We start from the raw sequence: 24717 nt of genomic DNA on the forward strand, positions 1-24717 counted from the left end.
TCAGCAGCACGGAACGCTTCTGGCTGGTCCGTCGCGGTGAAGGCGCACAAACATCGCGGGGCAAGCCCGCTCCCACAAGAGCCTGCTTTTGCTTGTGGGAGCGGGCTTGCCCCGCGATGGCGCCGCAAAGGTTCCTATTGATATCAGCCCAGCAGGCCATCATGTCATCGAGCTCGTTCCGCCATTCATTGCGTCGCCTGTGGGGTCAAGACAAGTTCAGCTACGCCATCCGGGTCACCATCGCGCTGACCGGCAGCATGGCCTGGTGCTGGTACCAAAACGAGATGAGCCTGCTCATCCCGCTGTTCCTGGGCATCATCGCCAGCGCCCTGGCAGAGACCGACGACGGCTGGCAAGGCCGCCTCAGCGCGCTGGCGGTAACCTTGGTGTGCTTTGCCATCGCCGCCCTCTCGGTCGAGCTGCTATTCCCCTACCCCTGGATATTCGCCGCCTCCATGGCCCTGGCCGCGTTCGGCCTGACCATGCTCGGGGCGCTGGGCGAACGCTATGGCGCGATTGCCTCGGCCACGCTGATTCTGTCGGTGTACACCATGATCGGCGTGGACCAGCGCGGCGGCGAAGTCAGCGACTTCTGGCACGAGCCGCTGCTGCTGGTCGCAGGCGCCGCGTGGTACGGGCTGTTGTCGGTGCTGTGGCAGGCGTTGTTTTCCAACCAGCCGGTGCAGCAGAGCCTGGCCAAGCTGTTCTTCGAGCTGGGCAGTTACCTCAAGCTCAAGGCCAGCCTGTTCGAGCCGGTGCGCACCCTCGACGTCGAGGCCCGCCGCCTGGAACTGGCGCAGCAGAACGGCCGGGTCGTGGCAGCGCTGAATACGGCCAAGGAAATCATCCTGCACCGAGTCGGCAACAGCCAGCCCAACTCCAAGGTCAGCCGTTACCTGAAGCTGTACTTCCTGGCCCAGGATATTCACGAGCGGGTCAGCGCCTCGCACTACCCCTACAACGCGCTGACCGATGCGTTTTTCCATAGCGACGTGATGTTCCGCTGCCAGCGCCTGCTGCGTAAACAGGGCTCGTCGTGCCAGGAGCTGGCGCGCTCGATTCGCCTGCGCCAGCCGTTCGTCCTGGCCAGCGGCTACCCCGAGGCGCTGGAAGACCTGCACGCCTCCCTGGAGCACCTGCGCACCCAGAACAACCCGGCCTGGCGCGGCCTGCTGCGCTCGCTACGGGCGCTGGCAGCCAACCTTGCGACCCTTGACCGCCTGCTCAGCGCAGCCAGCAACCCCGACAGCCTGGCAGATGCCAGCGACAGCAGCCTGCTGGACCGCTCGCCACGCACCTTCAAGGATGTCTGGACACGCCTGCGCACCCAGCTCACCCCCACTTCGCTGCTGTTCCGCCACGCCCTGCGCCTGTCACTGGCGCTGTCGGTGGGCTACGGCATGGTGCACCTGATTCACCCGACCCAGGGTTACTGGATCATCCTCACCACGCTGTTCGTCTGCCAACCCAACTACGGCGCCACTCGGCGCAAGCTGGTGCAGCGCATCTTCGGCACGGCCGTGGGCCTGACCGTGGGCTGGGCGCTGTTCGACCTGTTCCCCAACCCGCTGGTGCAGTCGGCCTTCGCGGTGGTGGCCGGGGTGGTGTTCTTCGTCAACCGCACCACCCGCTACACCCTGGCAACGGCGGCGATCACGCTGATGGTGCTGTTCTGCTTCAACCAGATCGGCGACGGCTACGGGCTGTTCCTGCCGCGGCTGTTCGACACCTTGGTCGGCAGCCTGATCGCCATCCTTGCGGTGTTCCTGTTCCTGCCCGACTGGCAGGGCCGTCGCCTGAACAAGGTGCTGGGCAACACGCTGTCGTGCGCCAGCCAGTACCTGCGCCAGATCATGCAGCAGTACGCCCACGGCAAGCGCGACGACCTGGCCTACCGCCTGGCCCGGCGCAATGCGCACAACGCCGATGCGGCGCTGTCCACGACCCTTGCCAACATGCTCATGGAGCCTGGGCATTTCCGTAAGGAAGCCGACGTGGGGTTCCGCTTCCTGGTGCTGTCGCACACCCTGCTCAGCTACCTGTCAGGCCTTGGCGCGCACCGCGACACGGCGCTGCCGGCCGAAGTGCACGAGCAGTTGATCGACGGTGCCGGGCAAACCCTGGCGGCGAGCCTGGACGAAATCGCCAATGGGTTGGCTGCACGGCTGCCGGTGGCGATTCACAGCGATGCCGAAGAAGCGCTGGCCAATGCGCTGGAGCAGATGCCGGAAGAACTGGACGAACATCAGCGTTTGGTGCAAACGCAGTTGGCGCTGATCTGCCGGCAACTGGGGCCGCTGCGCACCTTGGCTGGGCACCTGATCAAGGAAGGGCAGGCGGGCTGAACGCTGCCCACACCGCGGCCAACGCAGTCTCCTGTAGGAGCGGCCTTGTGTCGCGAAAGGGTTGCGAAGCAACCCCAACGATTTGGCGGGATGCGTAGATCCTGGGGCTGCTTTGCAGCCCTTTCGCGACACAAGGCCGCTCCTACATTGACCGCGTAACGTCAGCTTTCAGAACCCATGCTGGCGCAACAGGCGGGCATAGCTGCCGTCTGCTTTCATCGCGGCTATCGCCTTTTCGAAGCGCGCCACGATCTGCTGATGCTCGGGGTGCTTGAGGCTGACCAGAATATGCAGGCTGTTCTCGGCAAGCGGCGGGTCCACCAGGCTGATCGCATCACGCACCTGCGGCGGCTCGCGCTGAAGGTTGTAACGGGCCACATACTCATCTTCGACTGCCAGGTCGACCCGCCCGGCCGCCAGCATGCGCACCGCCGATGAGAAATTGCGCACTACAACCTTGTTCAGACGCTCATCGTCGTCGAACGCCGACGAATAGGCATAATCGCGCACCACGGCAATACTGTAGGGGTACAGGTCGGCCTGATGCTGGTAGCTGAACGCCTGCCCCTGGCGCTTGAGCAGGCGAATGCGGTTGGTCAGGTAAGGCCCGGAAAACTCGCCCAGCAGCTCACGCTCGTCGCTGTACCACGCGTTGATCAACACGTCGTAGCGGCCTTCGCCAATGCCCATCAGCGCACGCGCCCAAGGCGCCTCTTCAAACACCGTGTCGAACCCTGCGCGGTTCAGCGCGGTGGTTACAAGACTGGTGGCAAGGCCCCCGCCCGGCATGCTGGTGTCGGTAAAGGGTGGCCAACTGTCGGCAACCAGGCGCAACTTGGCCTGACCCGCCGCCGGCAGCGCACAAAGCATGCCGAGTAAACCAAGAACGCAAAGCAGTGGCCGCATCTCAAATCCCTGTGCAATTGGGGGCCCCACGCTGAAACTGGCGATCTGTACCACGCATAGCTTTTGCAGATTACACAAGCCTGCGGCTGAGGGCAGCGGGCAATAATGTCATTTAGCCTCTATTTTGGCCGTGCGCTGGCAGCCAATGTGATTACCGGGCTTCACGGATAGCCCAGGACGTCGCGAAGCTGGCCCAGGTGCTGGCTGATCCACTGCTTGTCGATGGCGCCCCAGTTGCGAATGCGATAGTCCCCGGCGTGATTGCGCGCGCCGCTCTGCTGTTCGAACTCACAGACAATATCCAGGTCGGCCAACGCGGCAATGGTGTCCTGCGCAGTGCGCCGGGGCATGCCGGTCGCCTCCATCAACGCAGGCACCGTGGTGGCGTTGCCGCTGTCGATCAGCCAGGCCACGTACAGGCGCCGATAGAAGCTGCTGCGGGTCTTGCTGGTTTGCGTGGTCATGGGGCACTTGTCTCTAGGTGTGGCCTGGCAGCTCCCGATAGGTCAGGTAGACGCGCAGGTCGAATTCCAGTTGGTGGTAGTCCGGTTCCATGTGCTGGCACAACTGATAGAACGCCTTGCTGTGGTCGCGTTCCTTCAGGTGCGCCAGTTCATGCACCACGATCATGCGCAAGAACTGCGGCGCTGCCTCTTTGAACAGCGCGGCAATACGGATTTCTTTCTTGGCCTTGAGCTTGCCGCCCTGCACACGCGATACCGCGGTATTCAGGCCAAGCGCACGGTGGGTGAGGTCCAGGCGGTTATCGAACAGCACTTTGTCCAGCGGCGGGGCACTGCGCAGGAACGTCTGCTTCAAATCCTGGGCATAACTGTACAGCGCCTTGTCGTTCTGCACCGCATGCCGTTCGGGGTAGCGCTGCTGCAGGTAGTCGCCCAGACGGCCGCTGGCGATCATCTGGCGCACCTGGTCTTGCAGTTGCGGCGGGTAGGCTTGCAGGTAGCGTAATGCGGTCATGGCGGGCTGTTCGGCTGGGGTGAGCGCGAGTTTAGCCAATCAGGCCGGCCAAGGGAAAACCGCCGGAAAATCACCCGCATCGTCTGGCACCAGCGGCCGCGCCACCAGAAACCCTTGCACATAGGCACACCCAGCGCCCTTGAGCCAGTCAGCCTGGGCCTGGGTTTCGACGCCTTCGGCAATGACCGTGATGTCGTAGGCAGCGCACAGGTCGATGACGCTGCGCACCAGGGCGATATCGATCGCAGACTCCGGCAGCCGTGCCACCAGATGGCGGTCCAGCTTGAGGGTATCGATGGGCAGGTCGCGCAGCATGCGCAGCGAGCAGTCACCGGCGCCAAAATCGTCCAGCGCCACGCGGATGCCCAGCTCGCGCAGGCGGTGCAGTTGCTTGACCGCCGCATCGATGTTGTACATCAACGAGGTCTCGGCCACCTCGACTTCCAACTGGTGAGCCTGCAGGCCGTACTCATCGATCACCCGCGCCAGCTCGTCGGGCAGGCCCGGCATGGCGAACTGCGCGCGGCTGAGGCTGATGCCCAGCACCAATTCGTTGCCAAAGCGCCCGCTCCACTTGCGCCGCTGGTCGGCGCCCTTACGGTAGATCCAGCTGGCCAGCCGGTTGATCAACCGGGCCTCCTCCAGCAGCGGAATGAACAGCCCCGGCTGCACGTCGCCGACACTGGGGTGTTTCCAGCGCAGCAGCGCCTCGAAACCGCGCAGCCGTCCATCGGCAAACGCCACCTGGGGCTGGTAGACCAGGGTGAAGTCGTTCTGCTCGATGGCCTCGCGCACGCTGTCTTCGAGCATCAGCCGCGAGCGGGCGCGGCCGTTGAGTTCCTGGTCATAGAAGCGGTACTGCTGGCGGCCGGCCTGCTTGGCGGCGTACATGGCAGCGTCCGCGGCGCGCAGCAGGCCTTCGACATTGGCGCCGCACTCGGGGTAGGTGGCAATGCCGATACTCACCCCAAGGCTGACCTCCATGCCGTCGACTTCCTTGAAGCCTGACATCCGTTCCAGCAGTTTTTCGGCAAAGCGCCCGGCCTGCTCCGGGTAGGGCAACCCGTCGAACAACGCGGTGAATTCATCGCCACCCATGCGCGCCAGCAACGCCTCGTTGCCCAGGCAGTCCTTGAGCTGCTCGGCCACCCAGCGCAACACCTGATCGCCGGCATCATGCCCGAGCAGGTCGTTGATCCGCTTGAAGCCGTCCAGGTCCATGTACATCAGTGCCTTGGCCTTGTCAGAACGCTCGGTGCGCAGCAGCGCGCTTTCGGCGGCCTGATAGAAGCCGCGGCGGTTGAGCAAGCCGGTCAGCGGGTCGGTGACCGCCTGGTACTCAAGCTGCTGGTGCAGGTTGCGCACCACCGACATGTCCAGCACCGTCACCACCATGGCCCGCTGCTCGGCGGGCAGCGGCGCGCAGGACAGCGCCACAGGCACCAACTGGCCGCTCAAGGTGCGCAACTGGGCGTCGTGGACGCGGAAGATCTTGCGCCCCAGGTACGCCTGGTAGAAGGCCGACTCGCGCCACAGGCTCGCGCAGGGCAGTTGGATGAGGTCCAGCACATGGGCACCCTGCAGCTTATCCACCGGGCTCTCCAGCAACCTCGAGATGGCCGGGTTGGCAAAGCCGATGATGCCTGCCTCATCGACCACCAGAATGCCCTCGGCGGCGTTTTCCAGGATGGAGGCATTGAACGCCCGTGCCGATTCAAGCTCACGGGTCAGGCGTTGCAGCATGCGCCGGTTGTGCTGCTGCTCGAGCAGCGCCTGCACCTTGGGCTTGAGTATTTGCGGGTCGAAGGGTTTGAACAGGTAATCCACCGCGCCACTGGCGTACCCCTTGAGCACAGCGGCCTGGGATTGTTCGTTGGCGGTGAGGAAGATGATCGGGGTCAGCCGGGTGCGCTGGCTGCCGCGCATCAGGCGGGCAACCTCGAAGCCGTCCATCTCAGGCATCTGCACATCGAGCAGCACCAGGTCGACTTCATGTTCAAGCAAAGTACTCAGGGCTTCCACCCCTGAACTTGCGGTCAATACTTGCCAATCCTGCCGTGATAACAGGGCGCGCATGCTGGTCAGGTTTTCTGGGTAATCGTCTACAACCAGCAAAACCGACCGGTTATCCGTTAATTGCGTGTGAGCCACATCCATGCTGCTTCTCTTGTGAGTACGACAATCAACCTGTCATTGGATCCGATCTTTACTCTAGCTATGGCCCCGGAAGACGCAAAGGGGTGTTTATGGCTATACGCCATGAATTTCAGGGTAGCCGACTAATGGTCAACGCGCCCTGCGCAAACGCCGCGCACAAAAAAGCCGCCATTGCCGCTTATGCTGTGCACTCAAGGCTGCCATGTAGCCCAACGAACTTTAATGCACAGCATGATGCGGTGATGCCGGCTTTTTCAGGCGTTGCCGCGCCCCTGCAAGCTATTGCAGATCGTTGAAATGGTCGAGAAATTGCGGCAGTGAGCCATGCTTGACCTTGAATACGAGCCTGTCACCTCTTTTTATTTGCCGAACGTGCCCGCCATAACGTAGCTCACAGGGCCATTCGGCATCGCTGGTGATCACTTGCACGGACGTGTAGCCGGATGTGTTGGCACCAAAGGTGAGAGGCGATGCCCAGTTAGCGTTGGCAACATTGTAGATCCCATACGACATCGTCTGGATCTCCGGGCCTGCCTGGTTAGGTGATGACAAGATGACATGCGCATTGCGTCTTCGTGCCCTGATATCGTTCCCATAGATAACGTTATCCGCCATGCGGCAACGCAGCGACCAGTCGGTGTTGATGATGAAGTGATCTGATATTGGCCCCCCGGCATAGGTGGCGGCAAACCATCCCATCACATCCCCGGAAAGGTCCTTGGGAACAAAGAAAGGCATGGAATAGTATGCGGCCTGTACAGAGCGCAATTCACCAAAAGGTTTGGGCTCCCCCCCCACCCGCGCTATGAATGCAGCCATTTCATCTCGACTGGGTGTATTACTGCCAATCCAGCGCTGAGTGCCCCCCCCCCAGAACGCGGTGTCCCTGTGCGAATCGTTATAGGCCACCACAGTATTTTTTTTCAGCTGCCAGAGCTGCACGATGGCCGCGTCCTTACACGTCGGAGGGATGATGGAACTACCCAATACCCTTTTTAACAATGCACAGAACTCTAGATGTGCCGCAGCGTTGAAACCTTTGAACTCATGGAAGTCGAGAATCACGATTTCCTTGTCAGCAGCAGCGTCACGACGATACCTCAACAAGGCTTGCAACACGTCGACTTCAACGGTTCGACCATTTGTAGAGCCGTGAAAGATCATGAAGCGGTTCGGGCCTGAGCCAGCGCCGAAAAACTGAACACGCAGGTCAAATACCCGAATACCCCAGATCAACTGGTCATAGATAGGCACATCCTGGCACGTCGCACTCGACGACGCGCGCGGCGCATACTTGTCGCACCCGGCGTTATGCGTACCTAACAATATGCATTCGCCAATCGGCAATACCCGCGCACCGCCGTAAATGCCCATCCAGTTGCTTCGGTTGTTATTGGCAGGCTTGCAGATTCCCCCCGACCAACTTCCGTTCGGGCACCAACCGGCCATGAGCTCTGCAGCATCCATTACATGCTCACAAACATCGTTGCAACCATACTCACAGGACATGAGAGTGGGCAGATATGCATCCCGCATGTCTAAAAAATCCTGGGGCGGAGGTTGATCGTTTTCGAGCGCCATCGTTTCACCCGTGGTCCAATCAATTCTCATGGTCGTGACTCCCTGCGAGTTCAAAGAGTCCTCACATTAGAACGAAAAGTTGCGGGGAGTAACTGACAAAACTGTCAGTAGAACGCGGGCCCTGCACCCGTTGAAATACGCCACGTTCCCGCAAAAAAAAGGTTCTTCACGGAATCCTGGGAAAGACAGAAACAAGAACGCCGGTTTGATGGATGATGTTCGTGCGAGCAAACACATCTACAAACCGGCGTTCTTGTGCACGATATTGCTACGCCAGCGTGGTGCTGGATGCTGATACCCGTCGAGTGCTCTGGATTGGCGAAGGTCGCAGCCGAGCCGCGGTCAGACCGTTCTTTGAAGAATTGGGGCCGGAGGGCTGTGAGAGGATCGAAGCCGTGGCAATGGACATGAACACCGCATTCGACCTGGAAGTGCGCCAGCACTGCCCTCAGGCGAGAGTGGTGTACGACCTGTTTCATGTGGTCGCCAAGTATGGGCGAGAGGTGATTGATCGGGTGCGGGTCGACGAGGCCAACCGCCTGCGTGATGACAAACCTGCTCGCAAGGTGATCAAGCAGGCGCGGTGGCTGCTGCTGCGTAACCCGGAGAATCTCAAACGTGAAGATCAGCAGGTGCGCCTGAAGGATCTGCTGGCGGCTAATCAATCGTTGATGACGGTTTATCTGATGAAAGCAGAACTCAAAGCGTTGTGGTCACCCGCCACCGCCTGGGGCTGGCGATCAGCCTGGAAGCAATGGCTGCGACTGGCTGATGAATGCGCGATACCAGCCCTGAAGCAGTTCGCTAAACGCCTGAAGAACTACTGGCGCGGCATCCTAAGTAGGGTGCGCTGGCCCATGCACACGGGGCAGCTGGAGGGCATTAACAACCGGATCAAGGTGATCAAGCGGATGGCTTACGGCTACCGGGACAGCGAATTCTTTTTCATGAAGATCAAGAATGACTTTCCCGGCAATCCGTGAAGAACCAAAAAAAAACCCGCATCTCTGCGGGTTTCCTGGGCATCGGAAGCAGATCAGTTGATCTTGGCGGCCAGTTCACCTTTGGCGTAACGCTGGAACATGCCTTCCAGGGAGATCGGCTTGATCTTCGAGGCGTTGCCGGCAGTGCCGAAGGCTTCGTAGCGGGCGATGCACACGTCGCGCATGGCCTTGACGGTTTCACCGAAGAACTTGCGCGGGTCGAACTCGCTCGGGTTCTGCGCCATCAGGCGACGCATGGCGCCGGTGGAGGCCAGGCGCAGGTCGGTGTCGATGTTGACCTTGCGCACGCCGTGCTTGATGCCTTCGACGATTTCTTCAACCGGTACGCCGTAGGTTTCTTTGATGTCGCCACCGTACTGGTTGATGATTGCCAGCCACTCTTGCGGTACCGAGGACGAACCGTGCATCACCAGGTGGGTGTTGGGGATGCGCTTGTGGATTTCCTTGATGCGGTCGATAGCCAGCACGTCGCCGGTAGGCGGCTTGGTGAACTTGTAGGCGCCGTGGCTGGTGCCGATGGCGATGGCCAAGGCATCGACCTGGGTGCGCTTGACGAAGTCAGCGGCTTCTTCGGGGTCGGTCAGCATCTGGCTGTGGTCCAGAACGCCTTCGGCACCAATGCCGTCTTCTTCGCCGGCCATGCCGGTTTCCAGCGAACCCAGGCAGCCCAGCTCGCCTTCTACCGAAACGCCGCAGGCGTGGGCCATGGCCACGGTCTGCTGGGTCACACGGACGTTGTAGTCGTACTCGGTGGGGGTCTTGCCGTCTTCGCCCAGCGAGCCGTCCATCATCACCGAGCTGAAGCCCAGCTGGATGGAGCGTTGGCAGACGTCAGGGCTGGTGCCGTGGTCCTGGTGCATGCACACCGGGATGTGCGGGAATTCTTCGATGGCGGCGAGGATCAGATGGCGCAGGAACGGCGCACCTGCGTATTTGCGGGCACCCGCGGAGGCCTGGACGATGACCGGAGAGTCGGTCTTGTCGGCGGCCTCCATGATTGCGCGCATCTGTTCAAGGTTGTTGACGTTGAAAGCCGGAACGCCGTAACCGAACTCGGCGGCGTGGTCCAGCATCTGGCGCATGCTAATGAGTGCCATTGTGTATCTCTCTCCCGACAAGCGTCGTTTGTTTCGTGCAAGCCTGCCGCAGGGGCGGTTGCTGTTCAAGTAGTGTGGGCCACCGTGGCAGCCCGGCCAGTCACGGTGCCTTGCAGCCCCGCCCAATCAGATCATCGGTCGCCACCCAGTACACCAGGCCTTCATCGCCTTTGGTGTGGAAGGCCAGCACGCCGTCGCTGTAGAGCGCGCCGGAGGCGCCCGGCTCGGACTTGAGCCGGTAGACCTGGTCAGCGCCGCCAAGGCGTACATCGACCTGGTCCTGTTGCGGGTCGGCAAAACGCCACAGCACTTCGGCCTGGCTGTCGCAGACCCAGCGGGTCCAGTTTTCCGCCGGGGCGGGCGCAGGCTGCAGCAGTGAGCATCCTGCCAGTGTTGCCAGGGCCATCAAGGCCAGTAGCGCTTTCATCCCAAAACCTCGTTGGGGGCTGCCTTGCAGCCCCAATGTCCAAGACCACAAAACCTGCGTTAGGTTGCCCGGGAGCCGATCAAGGGCAACCCGGCGCCTTGCGCTGGTGTTCGTCGTCGTACTTTTCCAGGCCATCCGGGCCAATGCGTTTGTTGATCACCGGCACCGTTTCGGCCTGCCACTGCGACTGATAGCAGCCCCCCTTGGGCGGCTGCGACGGTTCGCTGTCAGCACCCTGTTTGCTGGAGCATGCGCCCAGCAACAGGGCCACGATCATCACCGGCAATTGCTTGACCATCAGGTCGCTCCCTTTGCCAAACGCCCAGCTGCTCAGGCTTTGGCCCGCTCTTCCAGAATTGCCACGGCTGGCAGCACTTTGCCTTCGACGAATTCGAGGAACGCACCACCACCGGTAGAAATGTAGGAGATATCCTTGCTCACGCCATACTTGTCGATGGCCGCCAGGGTGTCGCCACCACCGGCAATCGAAAATGCGGCGCTGTCGGCGATGGCCTTGGCCAGCACCTGGGTACCGTTGCCGAACTGATCGAACTCGAACACACCCACCGGGCCGTTCCACAGAATGGTCTTGGACGACTTCAGCAGCTCGGCGAAGTTGGCCGCAGTTTGCGGGCCAATGTCGAGGATCATGTCATCGGCAGCAACGTCGGCAATGGCCTTGACGGTGGCTTCGGCGCTCTCGGCGAACTCCTTGGCAACCACCACGTCCACCGGCAGCGGCACATTGACCTTGGCCGCGATGGCCTTGGCAGTGTCGACCAGGTCTGCCTCGTACAGCGATTTGCCAACCGGGTGGCCGGCAGCTGCCAGGAAGGTGTTGGCAATACCGCCACCGACGATCAGCAGGTCGCAAACATTGCTCAGGCTGTTCAGCACGTCGAGCTTGGTCGATACCTTGGAGCCTGCAACGATGGCCGCCATCGGCTTGGCCGGGGCCTTCAGGGCCTTGCCCAGGGCGTCCAGCTCTGCGGCCAGCAGCGGGCCTGCGGCGGCGACTTTGGCAAACTTGGCCACGCCATGGGTCGAACCCTCGGCGCGGTGCGCGGTGCCGAATGCGTCCATCACGAACACATCGCACAGCGCTGCATACTGCTGCGCCAGTTCGTCGGCGTTTTTCTTCTCGCCTTTGTTGAAGCGCACGTTTTCGAACAGCACCAGGTCGCCGGCCTTGACCTCGACGCCGCCCAGGTAGTCAGCCACCAGCGGCACATCACGGCCCAGTGCCTTGCTCAGGTAGTCGGCCACAGGCTTGAGGCTGTTCTCGGCCGAGAATTCGCCTTCGGTCGGGCGCCCCAGGTGCGAGCAGACCATTACCGCTGCACCCTTTTCGAGGGCCAGCTTGATGGTCGGCAGCGCTGCCAGGATACGCGCATCGCTGGCGACCACGCCGTCCTTTACAGGCACGTTGAGGTCTTCGCGGATCAGTACGCGCTTACCTTGCAGGTCGAGGTCGGTCATCTTCAACACGGTCATGAATGCAGTCCTTCAGGGCTGTTTGCTGCGGGTTGGGTTGACGACGTGCAGATAGTGCTGTGCAACGTCGAGCATACGGTTGGCGAACCCCCATTCGTTGTCGAACCAGGCCAGCAGGTTCACCAGGCGCGGGCCGCTGACGCGGGTCTGGCTGGCATCGACGATGGCTGAATGCGGGTCATGATTGAAATCACAGCTGGCATGGGGCAGCTCGGTGTAGGCCAGCAGGCCCTTGAGCGGGCCGTCCACGGCCGCCTGGCGCAACACCTGGTTGACCTCGGCGGCAGTAGTGTCGCGGGCGGTCTGCAAGGTGATGTCCAGGCACGACACGTTGACGGTCGGCACACGTACCGCTTTGGCCTGGATTCGCCCGGCAAGTTCCGGCAGCAGGCGCTCGATGCCCCGGGCAAGGCCGGTGGACACCGGAATCACCGACTGAAACGCCGAGCGCGTGCGACGCAGGTCTTCATGGTGATAGGCGTCGATCACCGGCTGGTCGTTCATGGCCGAGTGGATGGTGGTGATCTGCACGTATTCGATGCCAAACGCCTGGTCCAGCACCCGCAGCAGCGGCACGCCGCAGTTGGTGGTGCAGGAGGCGTTGGACACCAGGCGTTCGCTGCCGGTCAGGCACGCCTGGTTGATGCCGTACACCACCGTGGCATCGACATCGGCTTCGCTGGCCATGGGCTGGGAGAACAGCACCCGAGGCGCGCCGGCATCGACAAAGCGCATGCCATCGGCACGGGTGTTGTAGGCGCCGGAGCACTCCAGCACCAGGTCGATGTCCAGGGCCGCCCAGTCGACGCCCTCGGGGGTGGCGCTGCGCAACACTTTCACGCAGTCACCGTTGATATGCAGACAGTCGCCATCGACCCGCACTTCGCCGGGGAAGCGGCCGTGGGTGGAGTCGAAGCGCGTCAGGTATTCCACGCTGGCCTGATCGGCCAGATCGTTCAACGCGACGATCTCGAAACCGGCCTGCGCCCCGCGCTCGAACAGTGCGCGCAGGACACAACGGCCGATGCGGCCGTAACCGTTGAGTGCAACTTTGTAGGGGCGCGGCTGGGGCATTCGATGCTCACGAACAGGTGCGTTGAACGACCATCGCGGGGCAAGCCCGCTCCCACAAGGCACTGCGATACCTTGTGGGAGCGGGCTTGCCCCGCGATCAGGCGGGAGGCACAAGGCCTCCCGGGTACATCAGTCTTCCAGCAGCTCTTCGGCGGTACCGAGGATGTTTTCCAGGGTGAAGCCGAACTCCTCGAACAGCGCCGAGGCCGGAGCCGACTCGCCGTAGGTGGTCATGCCGATGACGCGGCCTTCGAGGCCCACGTACTTGTACCAGAAGTCGGCATGGGCAGCTTCGATGGCGATGCGCGCACCCACTTCCAGCGGCAGCACCGACTGCTTGTAGGCGGCGTCCTGGGCGTCGAACACGCTGGTGCTCGGCATCGATACCACACGCACCTTGCGGCCTTGTGCGGCCAGGGCGTCGTACGCCTGGACAGCCAGGCCCACTTCGGAACCGGTGGCGATCAGGATCAGCTCAGGCTCGCCGGCGCAGTCCTTGAGGATGTAGCCGCCGCGGCTGATATCAGCGATCTGCTGGGCGTCACGCTGCTGATGCTGCAGGTTCTGACGCGAGAAGATCAGCGCCGACGGGCCATCCTTGCGCTCCAGGGCGTACTTCCAGGACACCGCCGATTCCACGGCATCGGCCGGGCGCCAGGTGTCCAGGTTCGGCGTGCTGCGCAGGCTGGTCAGCTGCTCGATCGGCTGGTGAGTCGGGCCGTCTTCGCCCAGGCCGATGGAGTCGTGGGTGTAGACATGGATGACGCGCTGCTTCATCAGTGCCGACATGCGCACGGCATTGCGGGCGTACTCCATGAACATCAGGAAGGTCGCACCGTAAGGCACCAGGCCACCGTGCAGGGCGACGCCGTTCATGATGGCGGTCATGCCGAACTCGCGCACGCCGTAGAACACGTAGTTGCCGCTGGCGTCATTGGCGTCGACGCCTTTGCAACCCTTCCAGATGGTCAGGTTGGAGCCGGCCAGGTCAGCCGAGCCGCCGAGGAACTCGGGCAGCAGCGGGCCGAAGGCGTTCAGGGCGTTCTGGCTGGCCTTGCGGCTGGCGATGGTTTCGCCTTTGGCGGCCACTTCATTGATGTACTGCTGGGCTTTTTCGCTGAAATCAGCCGGCAGGTCGCCTGCTGCGCGGCGCTTGAACTCGGCAGCCAGCTCTGGGTGAGCCTTGGCGTAGGCCTCGAAACGCTGGTTCCATTCGGCTTCGACCTTGGCACCATTGGCCTTGGCATCCCATTCGGCATAGATGTCGGCCGGGATTTCGAACGGACCGTGGTTCCAGTTCAGGGCCTGGCGGGTCAGGGCGATTTCATCGTTGCCCAGCGGCGCGCCGTGGCAGTCTTCCTTGCCTTGCTTGTTCGGCGAGCCGAAACCGATGGTGGTCTTGCAGCAGATGAGGGTCGGACGGTCGCTCTTGCGCGCGGTGTCGATCGCCATCTTGATTTCTTCGGCATCGTGGCCGTCGACGTTACGGATGACCTGCCAGTTGTAGGCTTCGAAACGCGCCGGGGTGTTGTCGGTGAACCAGCCGTGCACTTCACCGTCGATGGAGATGCCGTTGTCGTCGTAGAAGGCGACCAGCTTGTTCAGGCCCAGGGTGCCGGCAAGCGAGGCGACTTCATGGGAAATGCCTTCCATCATGCAGCCATCGCCCAGGAACACGTAGGTGTTGTGGTCGACGATGCTGTGGCCGTCACGGTTGAACTGGGCAGCCAGGACTTTTTCTGCCAGGGCAAAGCCCACGGCGTTGGCCAGGCCCTGGCCGAGCGGGCCAGTGGTGGTCTCGACGCCTGGGGTGTAGCCGTACTCCGGGTGGCCCGGGGTGCGGCTGTGCAACTGGCGGAAGGCCTTGAGATCGTCGATCGACAGGTCGTAGCCGGTCAGGTGCAGCAGCGAATAGATCAGCATCGAGCCGTGGCCGTTGGACAGCACGAAGCGGTCACGGTCAGCGAAGCTCGGGTTGCTCGGGTTGTGTTTCAGATAGTCGCGCCAAAGCACTTCGGCGATATCCGCCATGCCCATAGGGGCACCTGGGTGGCCGCTGTTGGCCTTTTGCACGGCATCCATGCTGAGGGCACGAATGGCGTTGGCACGTTCACGACGGCTGGGCATCGCTGAGTCTCCTGGGGCTTTGAATAAGTAGTGAAGCGAAAAAAGGCGGCCATTTTCCCCCACTGCGGGGCCGGGGGCAAACATTAAAGCGCCAAGTGGTGAGCTTTAAGCGGCAAGAAGAAGCCAATCTGCGTTTGCAAGGCGCCAATGGTTACGCCCATCGCCAATATCAAAACTTTTTGATATTGGCCTTGCGAGGGCAACCTTGCCTGACTAGACTGCCGCTCCATGAACCTAGACGCGCACACCCTTACCCCGCAAAGCGACACCTTGGCTGCCCTGTGCAAAGCCAGTGGCGACGAGTTGCGCCTGAACGTGCTGCGCGCACTGGCCAACGACTCCTTCGGCGTGCTTGAGCTGGCGCAGATCTTCGACGTCGGCCAATCGGGCATGAGCCACCACCTCAAGGTGCTGGCCCAGGCGGAGCTGGTGGCCACCCGCCGCGAAGGCAACGCGATCTTCTACCGCCGCGCCCTGCCCGACAGCCAGCGCCTGGGCGGGCGTCTGCATTCGGCGCTGCTCGAAGAAGTCGACGGCCTGCAACTGGCCACGGACATCCAGGCGCGGATCGCCCAGGTGCAACAGCGCCGAGCCGCCACCAGCCAGGATTTCTTCCTGCGCGTCGAAGAAAAATTCCGCGCCCAGCAAGACCTCATCGCCGGCCTGCCGCAATACCGCGAAAGCCTGCTGGCGCTGCTCGACAAGCTGCACTTCGGCCCAGGCGCCACGGCCCTGGAAGTCGGCCCCGGCGATGGCGGCTTTTTGCCGGACCTGGCCCTGCGCTTTGCCCAGGTCACGGCCATGGACAACAGCCCGACCATGCTCGAGCTGGCCCGCCAGGTGTGCGAGCGCGAATGTCTGGGTAACGTAAACCTGCAGTTGGCCGATGCACTGGGTGCAACGGATGTGGAAGCCGACTGCGTTGTGCTGAATATGGTGCTGCACCACTTCAGCGACCCGGCCCTGGCCTTGCGCCAGCTGGCCACACGGGTGAAAGCGGGCGGCAGCCTGCTGGTCACCGAGCTGTGCAGCCATGACCAGGGGTGGGCCCGCGAAGCGTGCGGCGACCTCTGGCTTGGCTTCGAGCAGGACGACCTGGCCCGCTGGGCCACCGCGGCAGGGCTGATCCCGGAAGACAGCCTCTACGTGGGCTTGCGTAACGGTTTCCAGATCCAGGTTCGCCATTTCCGGCGGGCAACTGGCAACACACAACATCGGTAAATTCAGGAACCCCTCGAGATGAGCGAATACTCCCTTTTCACCTCCGAGTCCGTGTCCGAAGGGCATCCGGACAAAATCGCCGACCAGATTTCCGACGCGGTACTGGATGCGATCATCGCCCAGGACAAATACGCCCGCGTAGCCTGTGAAACCCTGGTCAAGACCGGTGTTGCCATTATCGCCGGCGAAGTCACCACCTCGGCCTGGGTCGACCTCGAAGACCTGGTGCGCAAGGTCATCATCGACATCGGCTACAACAGCTCCGACGTGGGCTTCGACGGCGCCACGTGTGCAGTGATGAACATCATCGGCAAGCAGTCGGTCGACATCGCCCAAGGCGTTGACCGCTCCAAGCCCGAAGACCAAGGCGCCGGCGACCAGGGCCTGATGTTCGGCTACGCCAGCAACGAAACCGACGTGCTGATGCCAGCGCCGATCTGCTTCTCGCACCGCCTGGTCGAGCGCCAGGCCGAAGCGCGCAAGTCCGGCCTGCTGCCGTGGCTGCGCCCGGACGCCAAGTCGCAGGTAACCTGCCGTTACGATAACGGCAAGGTGGTAGGTATCGACGCCGTCGTGCTGTCGACCCAGCACAACCCTGAAGTGTCGCAAAAAGACCTGCAGGAAGCGGTGATGGAGCTGATCGTCAAGCACACCCTGCCTGCCGAACTGCTGCACAAAGGCACCCAGTTCCACATCAACCCGACCGGCAACTTCATCATCGGTGGCCCGGTTGGCGACTGCGGCCTGACTGGCCGCAAGATCATCGTCGATTCCTACGGCGGCATGGCCCGCCACGGCGGTGGTGCGTTCTCAGGCAAAGACCCATCCAAGGTCGACCGTTCCGCCGCCTACGCCGGCCGCTACGTAGCCAAGAACATCGTTGCCGCAGGCCTGGCCGACCGCTGCGAGATCCAGGTGTCCTACGCCATTGGCGTGGCCCAGCCGACCTCCATCTCGATCAACACCTTCGGCACCGGCAAGATCTCCGACGAGAAGATCATCAACCTGGTGCGTGAGTGCTTCGACCTGCGCCCATACGCGATCACCACCATGCTCGACCTGCTGCACCCGATGTACCAGGAGACCGCAGCCTACGGCCACTTCGGCCGCGAGCCGCAGCAGAAGACCGTCGGCGACGACACCTTCACCACCTTCACTTGGGAACGTACCGACCGCATCGACGCCCTGCGCGCCGCTGCTGGCCTGTAAGCTTCCTACAGCAGTACCGGAAAGCCCTTGCCGAGTGATCGGCAGGGGCTTTTTTTGTGAAATATCGGCTGACAAGCTGCCGCGACATAACCGAAATTCCGCGCCTAGGCTGAGCATTCCTCATCTGCCAAGCAAGGATGCCGGCCATGCCGTTCTGGCTGCTTTTACTGCTGTTGATCACCGCTCAAGCCCAGGCCAGCGGTTGCCCCGACTGGCCCTCGCAACGGGCCACGGACGAGGTCGCACAACTGCGCCAGACCCTGGCCATGTGGGACGACCACTACCACCGCCAGGGCCAAGCCCTGGTGGCAGACGAACTCTACGACCAAAGCCGCCAGCGCCTGCAACAGCTGCAGCGCTGCTTTGGCTTGCAAGGCAGTGACAACCCGCTGGCCAGCGCCCGCGGGCAGGTACTTCACCCCGTGCCGCACACCGGCGTTGCCAAGCTTGCCGACGACACCCAGGTGCAACGCTGGCTTGACGGCAAGCAAGACGTATGGATTCAGCCCAAGGTGGATGGCGTGGCGGTGTCGCTGGTGTATCGCCAAGGCCAACTGAGGCGCTTGCTCAGACGTGGCGATGGTGTGCACGGGCATGACTGGAGCCGGCACATACCGCAGCTGGCCAACGTTGCGCGTACCCTGCCCCAGCCGCTCGACACGGTATTTCAGGGCGAACTCTACTGGCGCCTGGGCGACCACGTGCAAGCCCGAGGCGGCGGCCTCAGCGCCCGCGCGACCATTGCCGGGCTGATGGCGCGCAAACAGCTTGCGCCGCAGGAGGGGGCCGGCGTCGGCCTGTTCATCTGGGACTGGCCTGAGGGCCCCGCCAGCCAACAGGAGCGTCAGGCGCGGCTGGAAACCCTTGGTTTTGCCGACAGCCACCATTACAGCCAGCCCATTGCCACACTCGCAGAAGCCGCGCACTGGCGCCAGCACTGGTACAACTCGCCCCTACCCTTCGCCACCGACGGCGTAATCCTGCGCCAGGGCAGCCGCCCACCCGCCCGGCGCTGGCAGGCCAAGGCACCTTACTGGGTGGCAGCGTGGAAATACCCGTTTCGCCAAGCCTTGGCCCATGTCAGCGACGTGCGCTTTCGCATTGGCCGCACCGGGCGCATCACCCCACTGGTAGTGGTGCAGCCGGTGGAACTCGATCAAAGGCAGATCCGCCAGATCAGCCTGGGATCGGTGGCGCGCTGGCAGCAACTGGACGTGCGCCCGGGCGACCAGGTGGCCGTGACCCTGGCCGGGCAGACCATCCCCAGCCTGGGCAGCGTGGTGCATCGCAGCCCGCACCGCACCGAGGTCACGCCGCCCAATGCCGCCGATCATCACCCCCTCAGCTGCTGGCAGGCCGCCGGGCAGTGCCAGGAGCAGTTTCTCGCAAGGCTCGCCTGGCTCAGTGGCAACAAAGGGCTGGCCATGCAGGGCACCGGGCAAGGCACTTGGCGTAGCCTGATCGACAGCGGCCAAGTCAACACGCTGGATGACTGGCTGCGCCTGACGCCAGAAACCCTGGTGCAGGTGCCAGGCATCGCCCAGACCCGCGCCGACCAACTGCACCGCAGCTTCACCCAGGCACGCCAGCAACCATTCGAGCGCTGGCTGCGCGCGCTCGGTGTGCCGGCACCCGCCACCCTGGCACTCGGCCCGGATTGGCCTACGCTGGCCTCCAGAAACATTGAGCAATGGATTACCGAACCCGGCATAGGGCCTACCCGCGCTGGCCAATTACTGGCGTTTTTTAGCCACGAAGAGGTCCAGGCCCTGGCCCTGCGATTGCGCGCCCATGCAATCGAGGGTTTCTAATTTACGCAGATCAGGGCAGCATTTCCTTTTTGCTGACCTGCCCCGAACTGGAGCCCCCGATGAAACTGCTTTCGTCCCTTGCCCTGTCCACCCTGCTGGGCTTTGCGGCCAGCCCGCTAATGGCCGCCGAGCAACCTCCTGCACTGACCGGTTGCGCGGCCAAACGCCAGGCCATCAGCGAGCAGATCGAACAGGCCCGCGCCCACGGCAACGCCAACCAACAGGCTGGCCTGGAAAAGGCCCTGGCAGAAGTGACCGAGCACTGCACCGACAGCGCCCTGCGCAAAGAGCGTGAACAAAAGGTGCTCGATGCCCGCCATGAAGTGAACCAGCGCACCAAGGACCTGGACAAGGCCATGAAAAAAGGCGACCCCGAGCGCATCAACAAGCGCAAGGACAAGCTGGCCGAATCGAAGAAAGAGCTGCAGGAAGCGGTTGATCAGCTCGAGCGCTGATCACAGGCCGCTCCTGCAAACAGCGTTGATCAGTGGTTACGAAACTCGGTATGGCACGCCTTGCAGGCAGCTTCCACGTTATCCATCGGCGTTTTGAGCTGCGCAGGGTCCAGCGGTTTTACCTGCGCGGCCTGAACCAGCTCGCCAGTCACCCCCTCCAATTGGCGGGCAAGGTCCTGGAACCGCGCCTGGCGTTCCCAGACCGCCGCGCGGGCGCTGCTATCACCGCTGTCGGCAACCGCCGGAAAGTGTTGCCAGGGCTGGTGCGACAGGGCGTCGAGCTTCACTGCGCCCTCGGCGAACTTGTCGCCATTGAACGGCAAGCGGCCACGCAGCATGCCACCGAGGTCTTCGCTGGTCTGGAGCATGTCCTTGAAGATCGCCTTGCGTTGGCCCAGCGGCGAGTTGGGGTCAACGCCGTCACAGGCGTTCAGGGCAAGGGCGGCGAGCAGTACTACGGTCAATCGCTTGAACATCACGGTCTCTTCGGCCAGCAAAAAACGGGGCGCCAGTATCGCCGCCCGTTGGCCAAAGACCAATAGCCATACAAAAAACAGGGCTGATTCTTCATGGTCACCCGCCTCAGGACTGCACCTATGACATTCGCATTGCGCCATCTGGCCTGGGCTCTGCCGGCCCTGGCATTGCTGGCCGGCTGCAACGGCGGCGACAACGCCAAGCCCGCGCCCCACGCCATCGCCACCTACACCGATGCCACCTGGCAAGACCTGCCAGCGGTCAGCGACACCGACCTGCTGGCGGGCTTTCAGGCCTGGCGCAACGGTTGCGAAAAACTCAGCCGTGACGCGGTATGGGCCGACACCTGCACGGCCGCCGTCGGCGTGCCAGCAGACGCCGCACAGGTGCGCGGTTTCTTGCAGCAAAACCTGCAAGTGCACAGCTTGCGATCGGCCGAAAACAGCGCCAACGGCCTGATTACCGGTTATTACGAGCCGGTCTACCCGGGCAGCCTGAAACGTACCGAAAGCGCAACGGTCCCGGTGTACGGCGTCCCTGACGACATGATCGTGGTCGACCTTGCCAGCGTGTACCCAGAGCTCAAGGGCAAGCGCCTGCGCGGTCGCCTTGAAGGCCGAGTACTCAAGCCTTACGACACGGCCCAGGTGATCAACCAGAATGGCGTGAAGGCCCCGGTACTGGCCTGGTTGACCGACCCGATGGACCTGCAATTCCTGCAGATCCAGGGCTCGGGCCGGGTACAGCTCGACAGCGGCCGCCAACTGCGCCTGGGTTATGCCGACCAGAACGGCCACCCTTATCGGCCGATCGGCCGCTGGCTGGTCGAGCAAGGCCAGTTGCAGAAAGAAGACGTCACCATGGGCAGCATTCACGCCTGGGCCATGAACAACCCGCAGCGCGTGCCGGAACTGCTGGCCAGTAACCCTAGCTATGTGTTTTTCAGCGCCCGCCCCGACAGCAACGAAGGCCCGCGAGGCTCGCTCAATGTGCCGCTGACCGCAGGGTACAGCGTGGCCATCGACCGCAAGGTGATTCCGCTGGGCAGTCTGCTGTGGCTGTCGACTACCAAGCCTGACGGCAGCCCCGTGGTACGCCCGGTGGGCGCCCAGGACACTGGCGGCGCAATCACCGGTGAAGTGCGCGCCGACCTGTTCTGGGGCACCGGCGCCGAAGCGGGCGAGCTGGCCGGCAGCATGAAACAACAAGGGCAGATCTGGATGCTCTGGCCCAAAGGCAAGCCATTGCCCGAGGTGCCGAAGGTGCAATGATGTTCTGGCGAGGGATACGTTGAGGCCTGGGCAAACCTGCCCGGGCCTCATCGCAGGCTAGCGCCAGCTCCCACAGGGACCGCGTACAGCCACCATTTCGAGGTCTGGCCCAGGTTCCTGTGGGAGCTGGCGACAGCCTGCGATGGCCTCACGCAGATACCACGAACAGCGACACGATCAGCCCCACCCCAACCAGCCACACCACCGAGCGCAGCGCCGCCAGGTCAGCCAGGTAGCAAATGATGTAGAGCAAGCGGCTGGTGATGTACATCACGCTCAGCACGTCCTGGGTGACCTGCTCGGCATTGCCGACCACATCGGCCACCAACACCGCGGCGGCGAACGCCGGGAACGCTTCGAAGCAGTTCTGCTGGGCGGCATGCGCCCGGCGCGGCAAGCCCGACAGGGTATCGAGGAAAGCGCGCGGGTCGTGGTTGTCGCGCATGCCGAAACGCCCGCTGCTGGCCTTGGCGATCAAGGCACACAGCAGCGGCAGGCACAGGGCAATCAGGATGCACCACAGGGCAACGGTCATGGACAGGGTTCCTTGTTCACAATGGATCGGTTCAGAGCTTCATCACCAGCATACCCGCCAGCACCAGCCCGCAAGCTAGGAGTCTCGGCCCGGCAAAAGGTTCTTTGAGGTAGCGCATGCCCAACAGCACCACCAGCACCACGCTCAGTTCACGCAGGGCCGCAGCCTCGGCCACCGAGCCCAGGTGCATGGCCCACAGCACCAAGGCATAGCTGAACAGCACGCAAAACCCGACCGCCAGGCCCAACTTCCATTGCGTGCGCCAGAACACTACGAACGGCGCGCGCCGCGCCAGGGTTGCCAGCAACGGGAACGGCCAGGCGCTGAGCAGCGTCAGCCACACCAGATAATCCCAAGGCTGGCCCCAGCGCTGCACCGCCTGCCCGTCAAACCAGGTGTAGCAGCCGATGCACAGCCCGATCAGCGCCACTACCGGCAACATTGACCAGGGTAGCCGATCCCCGCCGCCACCCCGCCACAACAGGCACGCCAACCCGCACGGGATCAACAGGATGCCGATGATCTGCTGCGCGCTCAGCGCTTCGCCGGCAAATACCAGGGTCAGCGCCAGCACCACCAACGGCGATAGCCCGCGCATCAGCGGGTAGACCAGCCCCAGATCGCCTGCCCGGTACGCCTGAATCAGCAAAAAGCGATACACCTGCTCGGCAAAGGCCGACGCCAGCAGCCACGGCCAGATGTCAGCCGGCGGCGTATCAGTGAATGCCACCGCGGCCACGGCAAAGCACAGCGCGACCAGGTCCATGCTGGCGATGACCAACAAGCGCTCCCCGCTGAATTTGATCAGGGTGTTCCAAGTGGCGTGCAGCACGGCGGCGAGCAGAACGAGGGAAGTAGCCAGCACGGGGTGGGGGCCTTTTTTGTAGTTATGTGGGGGCACTATATCGCGCAGAAAGCGGTGCGGGCTTATCGCGAAGCAAGCCCGTTGCCATGGGCGATTCAGGAACCAAACTAACAAATCTGGTCACAAGGTGTGTCCCGAACCGCCCGCCAGGTCATCAAAGAACTGCCCGAGCCATTCGGGTAACGACTTGGAAGCCATTTTCACAGGAATCGGGATGCTCGAATTAGTTGCTGCGTTTATCTGCCTTACCACCCTTCTGACCTACGTCAATTACCGCTTCATCGGCCTGCCCCCTGCGATCGGGGTGATGGTCACAGCGCTGCTGTTCTCGCTGATTCTGCAGGGGCTGAGCCTGATCGGCTTCCCCGGGCTTGAGGAACGCGTCGAAGGGTTGATGAACCAGATCGACTTCAACGACCTGCTGATGCACTGGATGCTGTCGTTCCTGCTGTTCGCCGGCGCCCTGCACGTCAACCTCACCGACTTGCGCAGCTACCGCTGGCCGATTGGCCTGCTGGCAACCTTGGGCGTACTGATCGCTACCGTGGTGATCGGCTACCTGTCGCACTGGGTGTTCGCGATGTTCGGCTGGAACGTGCCGATGATCTACTGCCTGTTGTTCGGCGCGCTGATCTCGCCCACCGACCCGATTGCCGTGCTCGGTGCCCTGCGTACTGCCAATGCGCCCAAACCGCTGAAAACCACGATTGTCGGCGAGTCACTGTTCAACGATGGCACAGCAGTTGTGGTGTTCACCGTGCTGCTGGGCATCATCCAGCTGGGTGAAACCCCAAGCGTTGCCGACACGGCTATCTTGTTCGCCCGTGAAGCCATTGGCGGCGTGGTGTTCGGCGGCGTGATGGGCTACGCCATCTATCGCATGATCAAGAGCGTCGAGCAGTATCAGGTTGAGGTGATGCTGACCCTGGCGCTGGTGATCGGCGGATCGGCAATGTGCTACGAACTGCACGTCTCGGCACCGATCGCGATGGTGGTGGCTGGCCTGATCATCGGCAACCTGGGCCGAAACCTGGCGATGAACGACATGACTCGCCGCTACATGGATGGTTTCTGGGAACTGATCGACGACATGCTCAATGCGCTGCTGTTCGCGCTGATTGGCCTTGAGCTGTTGCTACTGCCGTTCAACTGGATGCACCTGGCGGCCGGTAGCGTGCTGGCGCTGGCGGTGCTGCTGTCGCGCCTGCTGACCGTGGCCCCGGCCATCGTGCTGCTGCGCCGCTGGCGCCCGGTGCCGCAAGGCACCATCCGGGTACTGACCTGGGGTGGCCTGCGTGGCGGCGTGTCGGTAGCCTTGGCACTGTCGCTGCCGATGGGCGAGGAGCGGGACCTGTTGCTGTCGATCACCTATATCGTGGTGCTGTCATCGATCCTGGTGCAGGGCCTGAGCATTGGCAAAGTGGTGCGCCGGGTGAGCGCACAGGCTTGAGAATGAAGGGGCCGCGCTGCGGCCCATCGCAGGCTATCGCCAGCTCCTACAGGAATCTGGGCCAGCCCTCGCTATTGTGACTGTGCGCGGTCTCTGTGGGAGATTCTATGGTTTTGTACAAACCTGTTTCCGCCAGACATATCTCCTTGTGGCGAACTCCTTTGTGGCGAGCGGGCTTGTCCCGCGTTGGGCTGCGCAGCAGCCCCTGGGGTTTTCAGGGCTGCTGCGCAGCC

Annotated in this window: 21 protein-coding genes and 1 pseudogene; 8 read left to right on the forward strand and 14 right to left on the reverse strand. The window is 62.7% G+C overall.

Translation table 11 applies throughout. The features are described from left to right. The first annotated feature begins 161 nt into the window (after nt 1-161). Nucleotides 162-2345 carry a YccS family putative transporter gene (gene yccS / locus HU720_RS13430; protein WP_186520414.1) on the forward strand — a complete coding sequence of 728 codons (2184 nt, stop codon included), beginning with the start codon at nt 162-164 and terminating at the stop codon, nt 2343-2345. A gap of 168 nt (nt 2346-2513) precedes the next feature. On the opposite strand, the gene HU720_RS13435 is transcribed toward yccS, so the two are convergent. The 5 genes from HU720_RS13435 to HU720_RS13455 all read right to left on the reverse strand — a co-directional run bounded on the left by HU720_RS13435 (nt 2514) and on the right by HU720_RS13455 (nt 7997). Further along, complete coding sequence (locus HU720_RS13435; protein ID WP_186520415.1) at nt 2514-3251, reverse strand: transporter substrate-binding domain-containing protein; 738 nt, start codon at nt 3249-3251, stop codon at nt 2514-2516. Nucleotides 3252-3412: 161 nt separating this feature from the next. Next, a complete protein-coding gene (locus HU720_RS13440; RefSeq protein ID WP_186520416.1) occupies nt 3413-3715 on the reverse strand; it encodes a winged helix-turn-helix domain-containing protein in 303 nt (100 codons plus the stop codon). 13 nt (nt 3716-3728) lie between these two features. Beyond that, on the reverse strand, nt 3729-4229 hold the full coding sequence (locus HU720_RS13445) for a M48 family metallopeptidase (RefSeq protein WP_186520417.1): 501 nt from the start codon (nt 4227-4229) through the stop codon (nt 3729-3731). A gap of 39 nt (nt 4230-4268) precedes the next feature. Beyond that, the gene (locus tag HU720_RS13450) at nt 4269-6386 is read right to left on the reverse strand and encodes an EAL domain-containing protein (protein WP_186520418.1); all 2118 of its coding nucleotides are present in this window, start codon (nt 6384-6386) and stop codon (nt 4269-4271) included. A gap of 279 nt (nt 6387-6665) precedes the next feature. After that, the gene (locus tag HU720_RS13455; protein ID WP_186520419.1) at nt 6666-7997 is read right to left on the reverse strand and encodes a hypothetical protein; all 1332 of its coding nucleotides are present in this window, start codon (nt 7995-7997) and stop codon (nt 6666-6668) included. A 233-nt stretch (nt 7998-8230) separates the two neighbouring features. Here HU720_RS13455 and HU720_RS13460 point away from each other — a divergent pair. Further along, nucleotides 8231-8950 (forward strand): annotated as a pseudogene (locus HU720_RS13460) (ISL3 family transposase); the annotation flags it as partial. Between the two features lie 53 nt (nt 8951-9003). Here the strand turns inward: HU720_RS13460 and fba are convergent. The 6 genes from fba to tkt all read right to left on the reverse strand — a co-directional run bounded on the left by fba (nt 9004) and on the right by tkt (nt 15190). After that, nucleotides 9004-10068, reverse strand: coding sequence for a class II fructose-bisphosphate aldolase (fba, locus tag HU720_RS13465; RefSeq protein WP_186520420.1), 1065 nt, complete (start codon nt 10066-10068; stop codon nt 9004-9006). 100 nt (nt 10069-10168) lie between these two features. After that, nucleotides 10169-10495, reverse strand: a complete 327-nt coding sequence (locus HU720_RS13470; protein ID WP_186520421.1) for an MliC family protein — start codon at nt 10493-10495, stop codon at nt 10169-10171. Nucleotides 10496-10574: 79 nt separating this feature from the next. Next, on the reverse strand, nt 10575-10793 hold the full coding sequence (locus tag HU720_RS13475; protein ID WP_186520422.1) for a hypothetical protein: 219 nt from the start codon (nt 10791-10793) through the stop codon (nt 10575-10577). 32 nt (nt 10794-10825) lie between these two features. After that, nucleotides 10826-11989: a phosphoglycerate kinase gene (locus HU720_RS13480; RefSeq protein WP_186520423.1), complete on the reverse strand. Its 1164-nt coding sequence runs from the start codon at nt 11987-11989 to the stop codon at nt 10826-10828. Nucleotides 11990-12001: 12 nt separating this feature from the next. Beyond that, nucleotides 12002-13063: an erythrose-4-phosphate dehydrogenase gene (epd, locus tag HU720_RS13485; RefSeq protein ID WP_186520424.1), complete on the reverse strand. Its 1062-nt coding sequence runs from the start codon at nt 13061-13063 to the stop codon at nt 12002-12004. Nucleotides 13064-13192: 129 nt separating this feature from the next. Further along, nucleotides 13193-15190, reverse strand: a complete 1998-nt coding sequence (gene tkt / locus HU720_RS13490; protein ID WP_186520425.1) for a transketolase — start codon at nt 15188-15190, stop codon at nt 13193-13195. A gap of 228 nt (nt 15191-15418) precedes the next feature. On the opposite strand from tkt, the gene HU720_RS13495 reads away from it, so the two are divergent. The 4 genes from HU720_RS13495 (at nt 15419) to HU720_RS13510 (ending at nt 19886) form a co-directional block, all read left to right on the forward strand. Next, entirely contained in the window at nt 15419-16411 is a 993-nt protein-coding gene (locus tag HU720_RS13495; RefSeq protein ID WP_186520426.1) for a metalloregulator ArsR/SmtB family transcription factor, read from the forward strand. 18 nt (nt 16412-16429) lie between these two features. Next, nucleotides 16430-17620, forward strand: a complete 1191-nt coding sequence (gene metK, locus HU720_RS13500; RefSeq protein ID WP_186520427.1) for a methionine adenosyltransferase — start codon at nt 16430-16432, stop codon at nt 17618-17620. 137 nt (nt 17621-17757) lie between these two features. Continuing rightward, the gene (gene ligB, locus HU720_RS13505; RefSeq protein ID WP_186520428.1) at nt 17758-19431 is read left to right on the forward strand and encodes an NAD-dependent DNA ligase LigB; all 1674 of its coding nucleotides are present in this window, start codon (nt 17758-17760) and stop codon (nt 19429-19431) included. A gap of 59 nt (nt 19432-19490) precedes the next feature. Then, entirely contained in the window at nt 19491-19886 is a 396-nt protein-coding gene (locus tag HU720_RS13510) for a DUF1090 domain-containing protein (protein ID WP_186520429.1), read from the forward strand. 29 nt (nt 19887-19915) lie between these two features. Here HU720_RS13510 and HU720_RS13515 read toward each other — a convergent pair whose 3' ends face one another. Continuing rightward, nucleotides 19916-20362, reverse strand: a complete 447-nt coding sequence (locus HU720_RS13515) for a cytochrome c (protein ID WP_186520430.1) — start codon at nt 20360-20362, stop codon at nt 19916-19918. A gap of 120 nt (nt 20363-20482) precedes the next feature. Between HU720_RS13515 and HU720_RS13520 the strand changes: the two genes are divergently transcribed. Further along, nucleotides 20483-21634 carry an MltA domain-containing protein gene (locus tag HU720_RS13520; protein ID WP_186520431.1) on the forward strand — a complete coding sequence of 384 codons (1152 nt, stop codon included), beginning with the start codon at nt 20483-20485 and terminating at the stop codon, nt 21632-21634. Nucleotides 21635-21782: 148 nt separating this feature from the next. Here HU720_RS13520 and HU720_RS13525 read toward each other — a convergent pair whose 3' ends face one another. Continuing rightward, the gene (locus tag HU720_RS13525) at nt 21783-22169 is read right to left on the reverse strand and encodes an MAPEG family protein (protein ID WP_186520432.1); all 387 of its coding nucleotides are present in this window, start codon (nt 22167-22169) and stop codon (nt 21783-21785) included. A gap of 31 nt (nt 22170-22200) precedes the next feature. Then, nucleotides 22201-23034: an EamA family transporter gene (locus HU720_RS13530; RefSeq protein ID WP_186520433.1), complete on the reverse strand. Its 834-nt coding sequence runs from the start codon at nt 23032-23034 to the stop codon at nt 22201-22203. Nucleotides 23035-23248: 214 nt separating this feature from the next. Here HU720_RS13530 and HU720_RS13535 point away from each other — a divergent pair, with 214 nt between their 5' ends. Beyond that, nucleotides 23249-24484, forward strand: coding sequence for a sodium:proton antiporter (locus HU720_RS13535; RefSeq protein ID WP_186520434.1), 1236 nt, complete (start codon nt 23249-23251; stop codon nt 24482-24484). The last annotated feature ends 233 nt before the right edge of the window (nt 24485-24717 follow it).

It is taken from the genome of Pseudomonas sp. SWRI51 (assembly GCF_014268825.1).
Classification (GTDB): domain Bacteria; phylum Pseudomonadota; class Gammaproteobacteria; order Pseudomonadales; family Pseudomonadaceae; genus Aquipseudomonas; species Aquipseudomonas farsensis.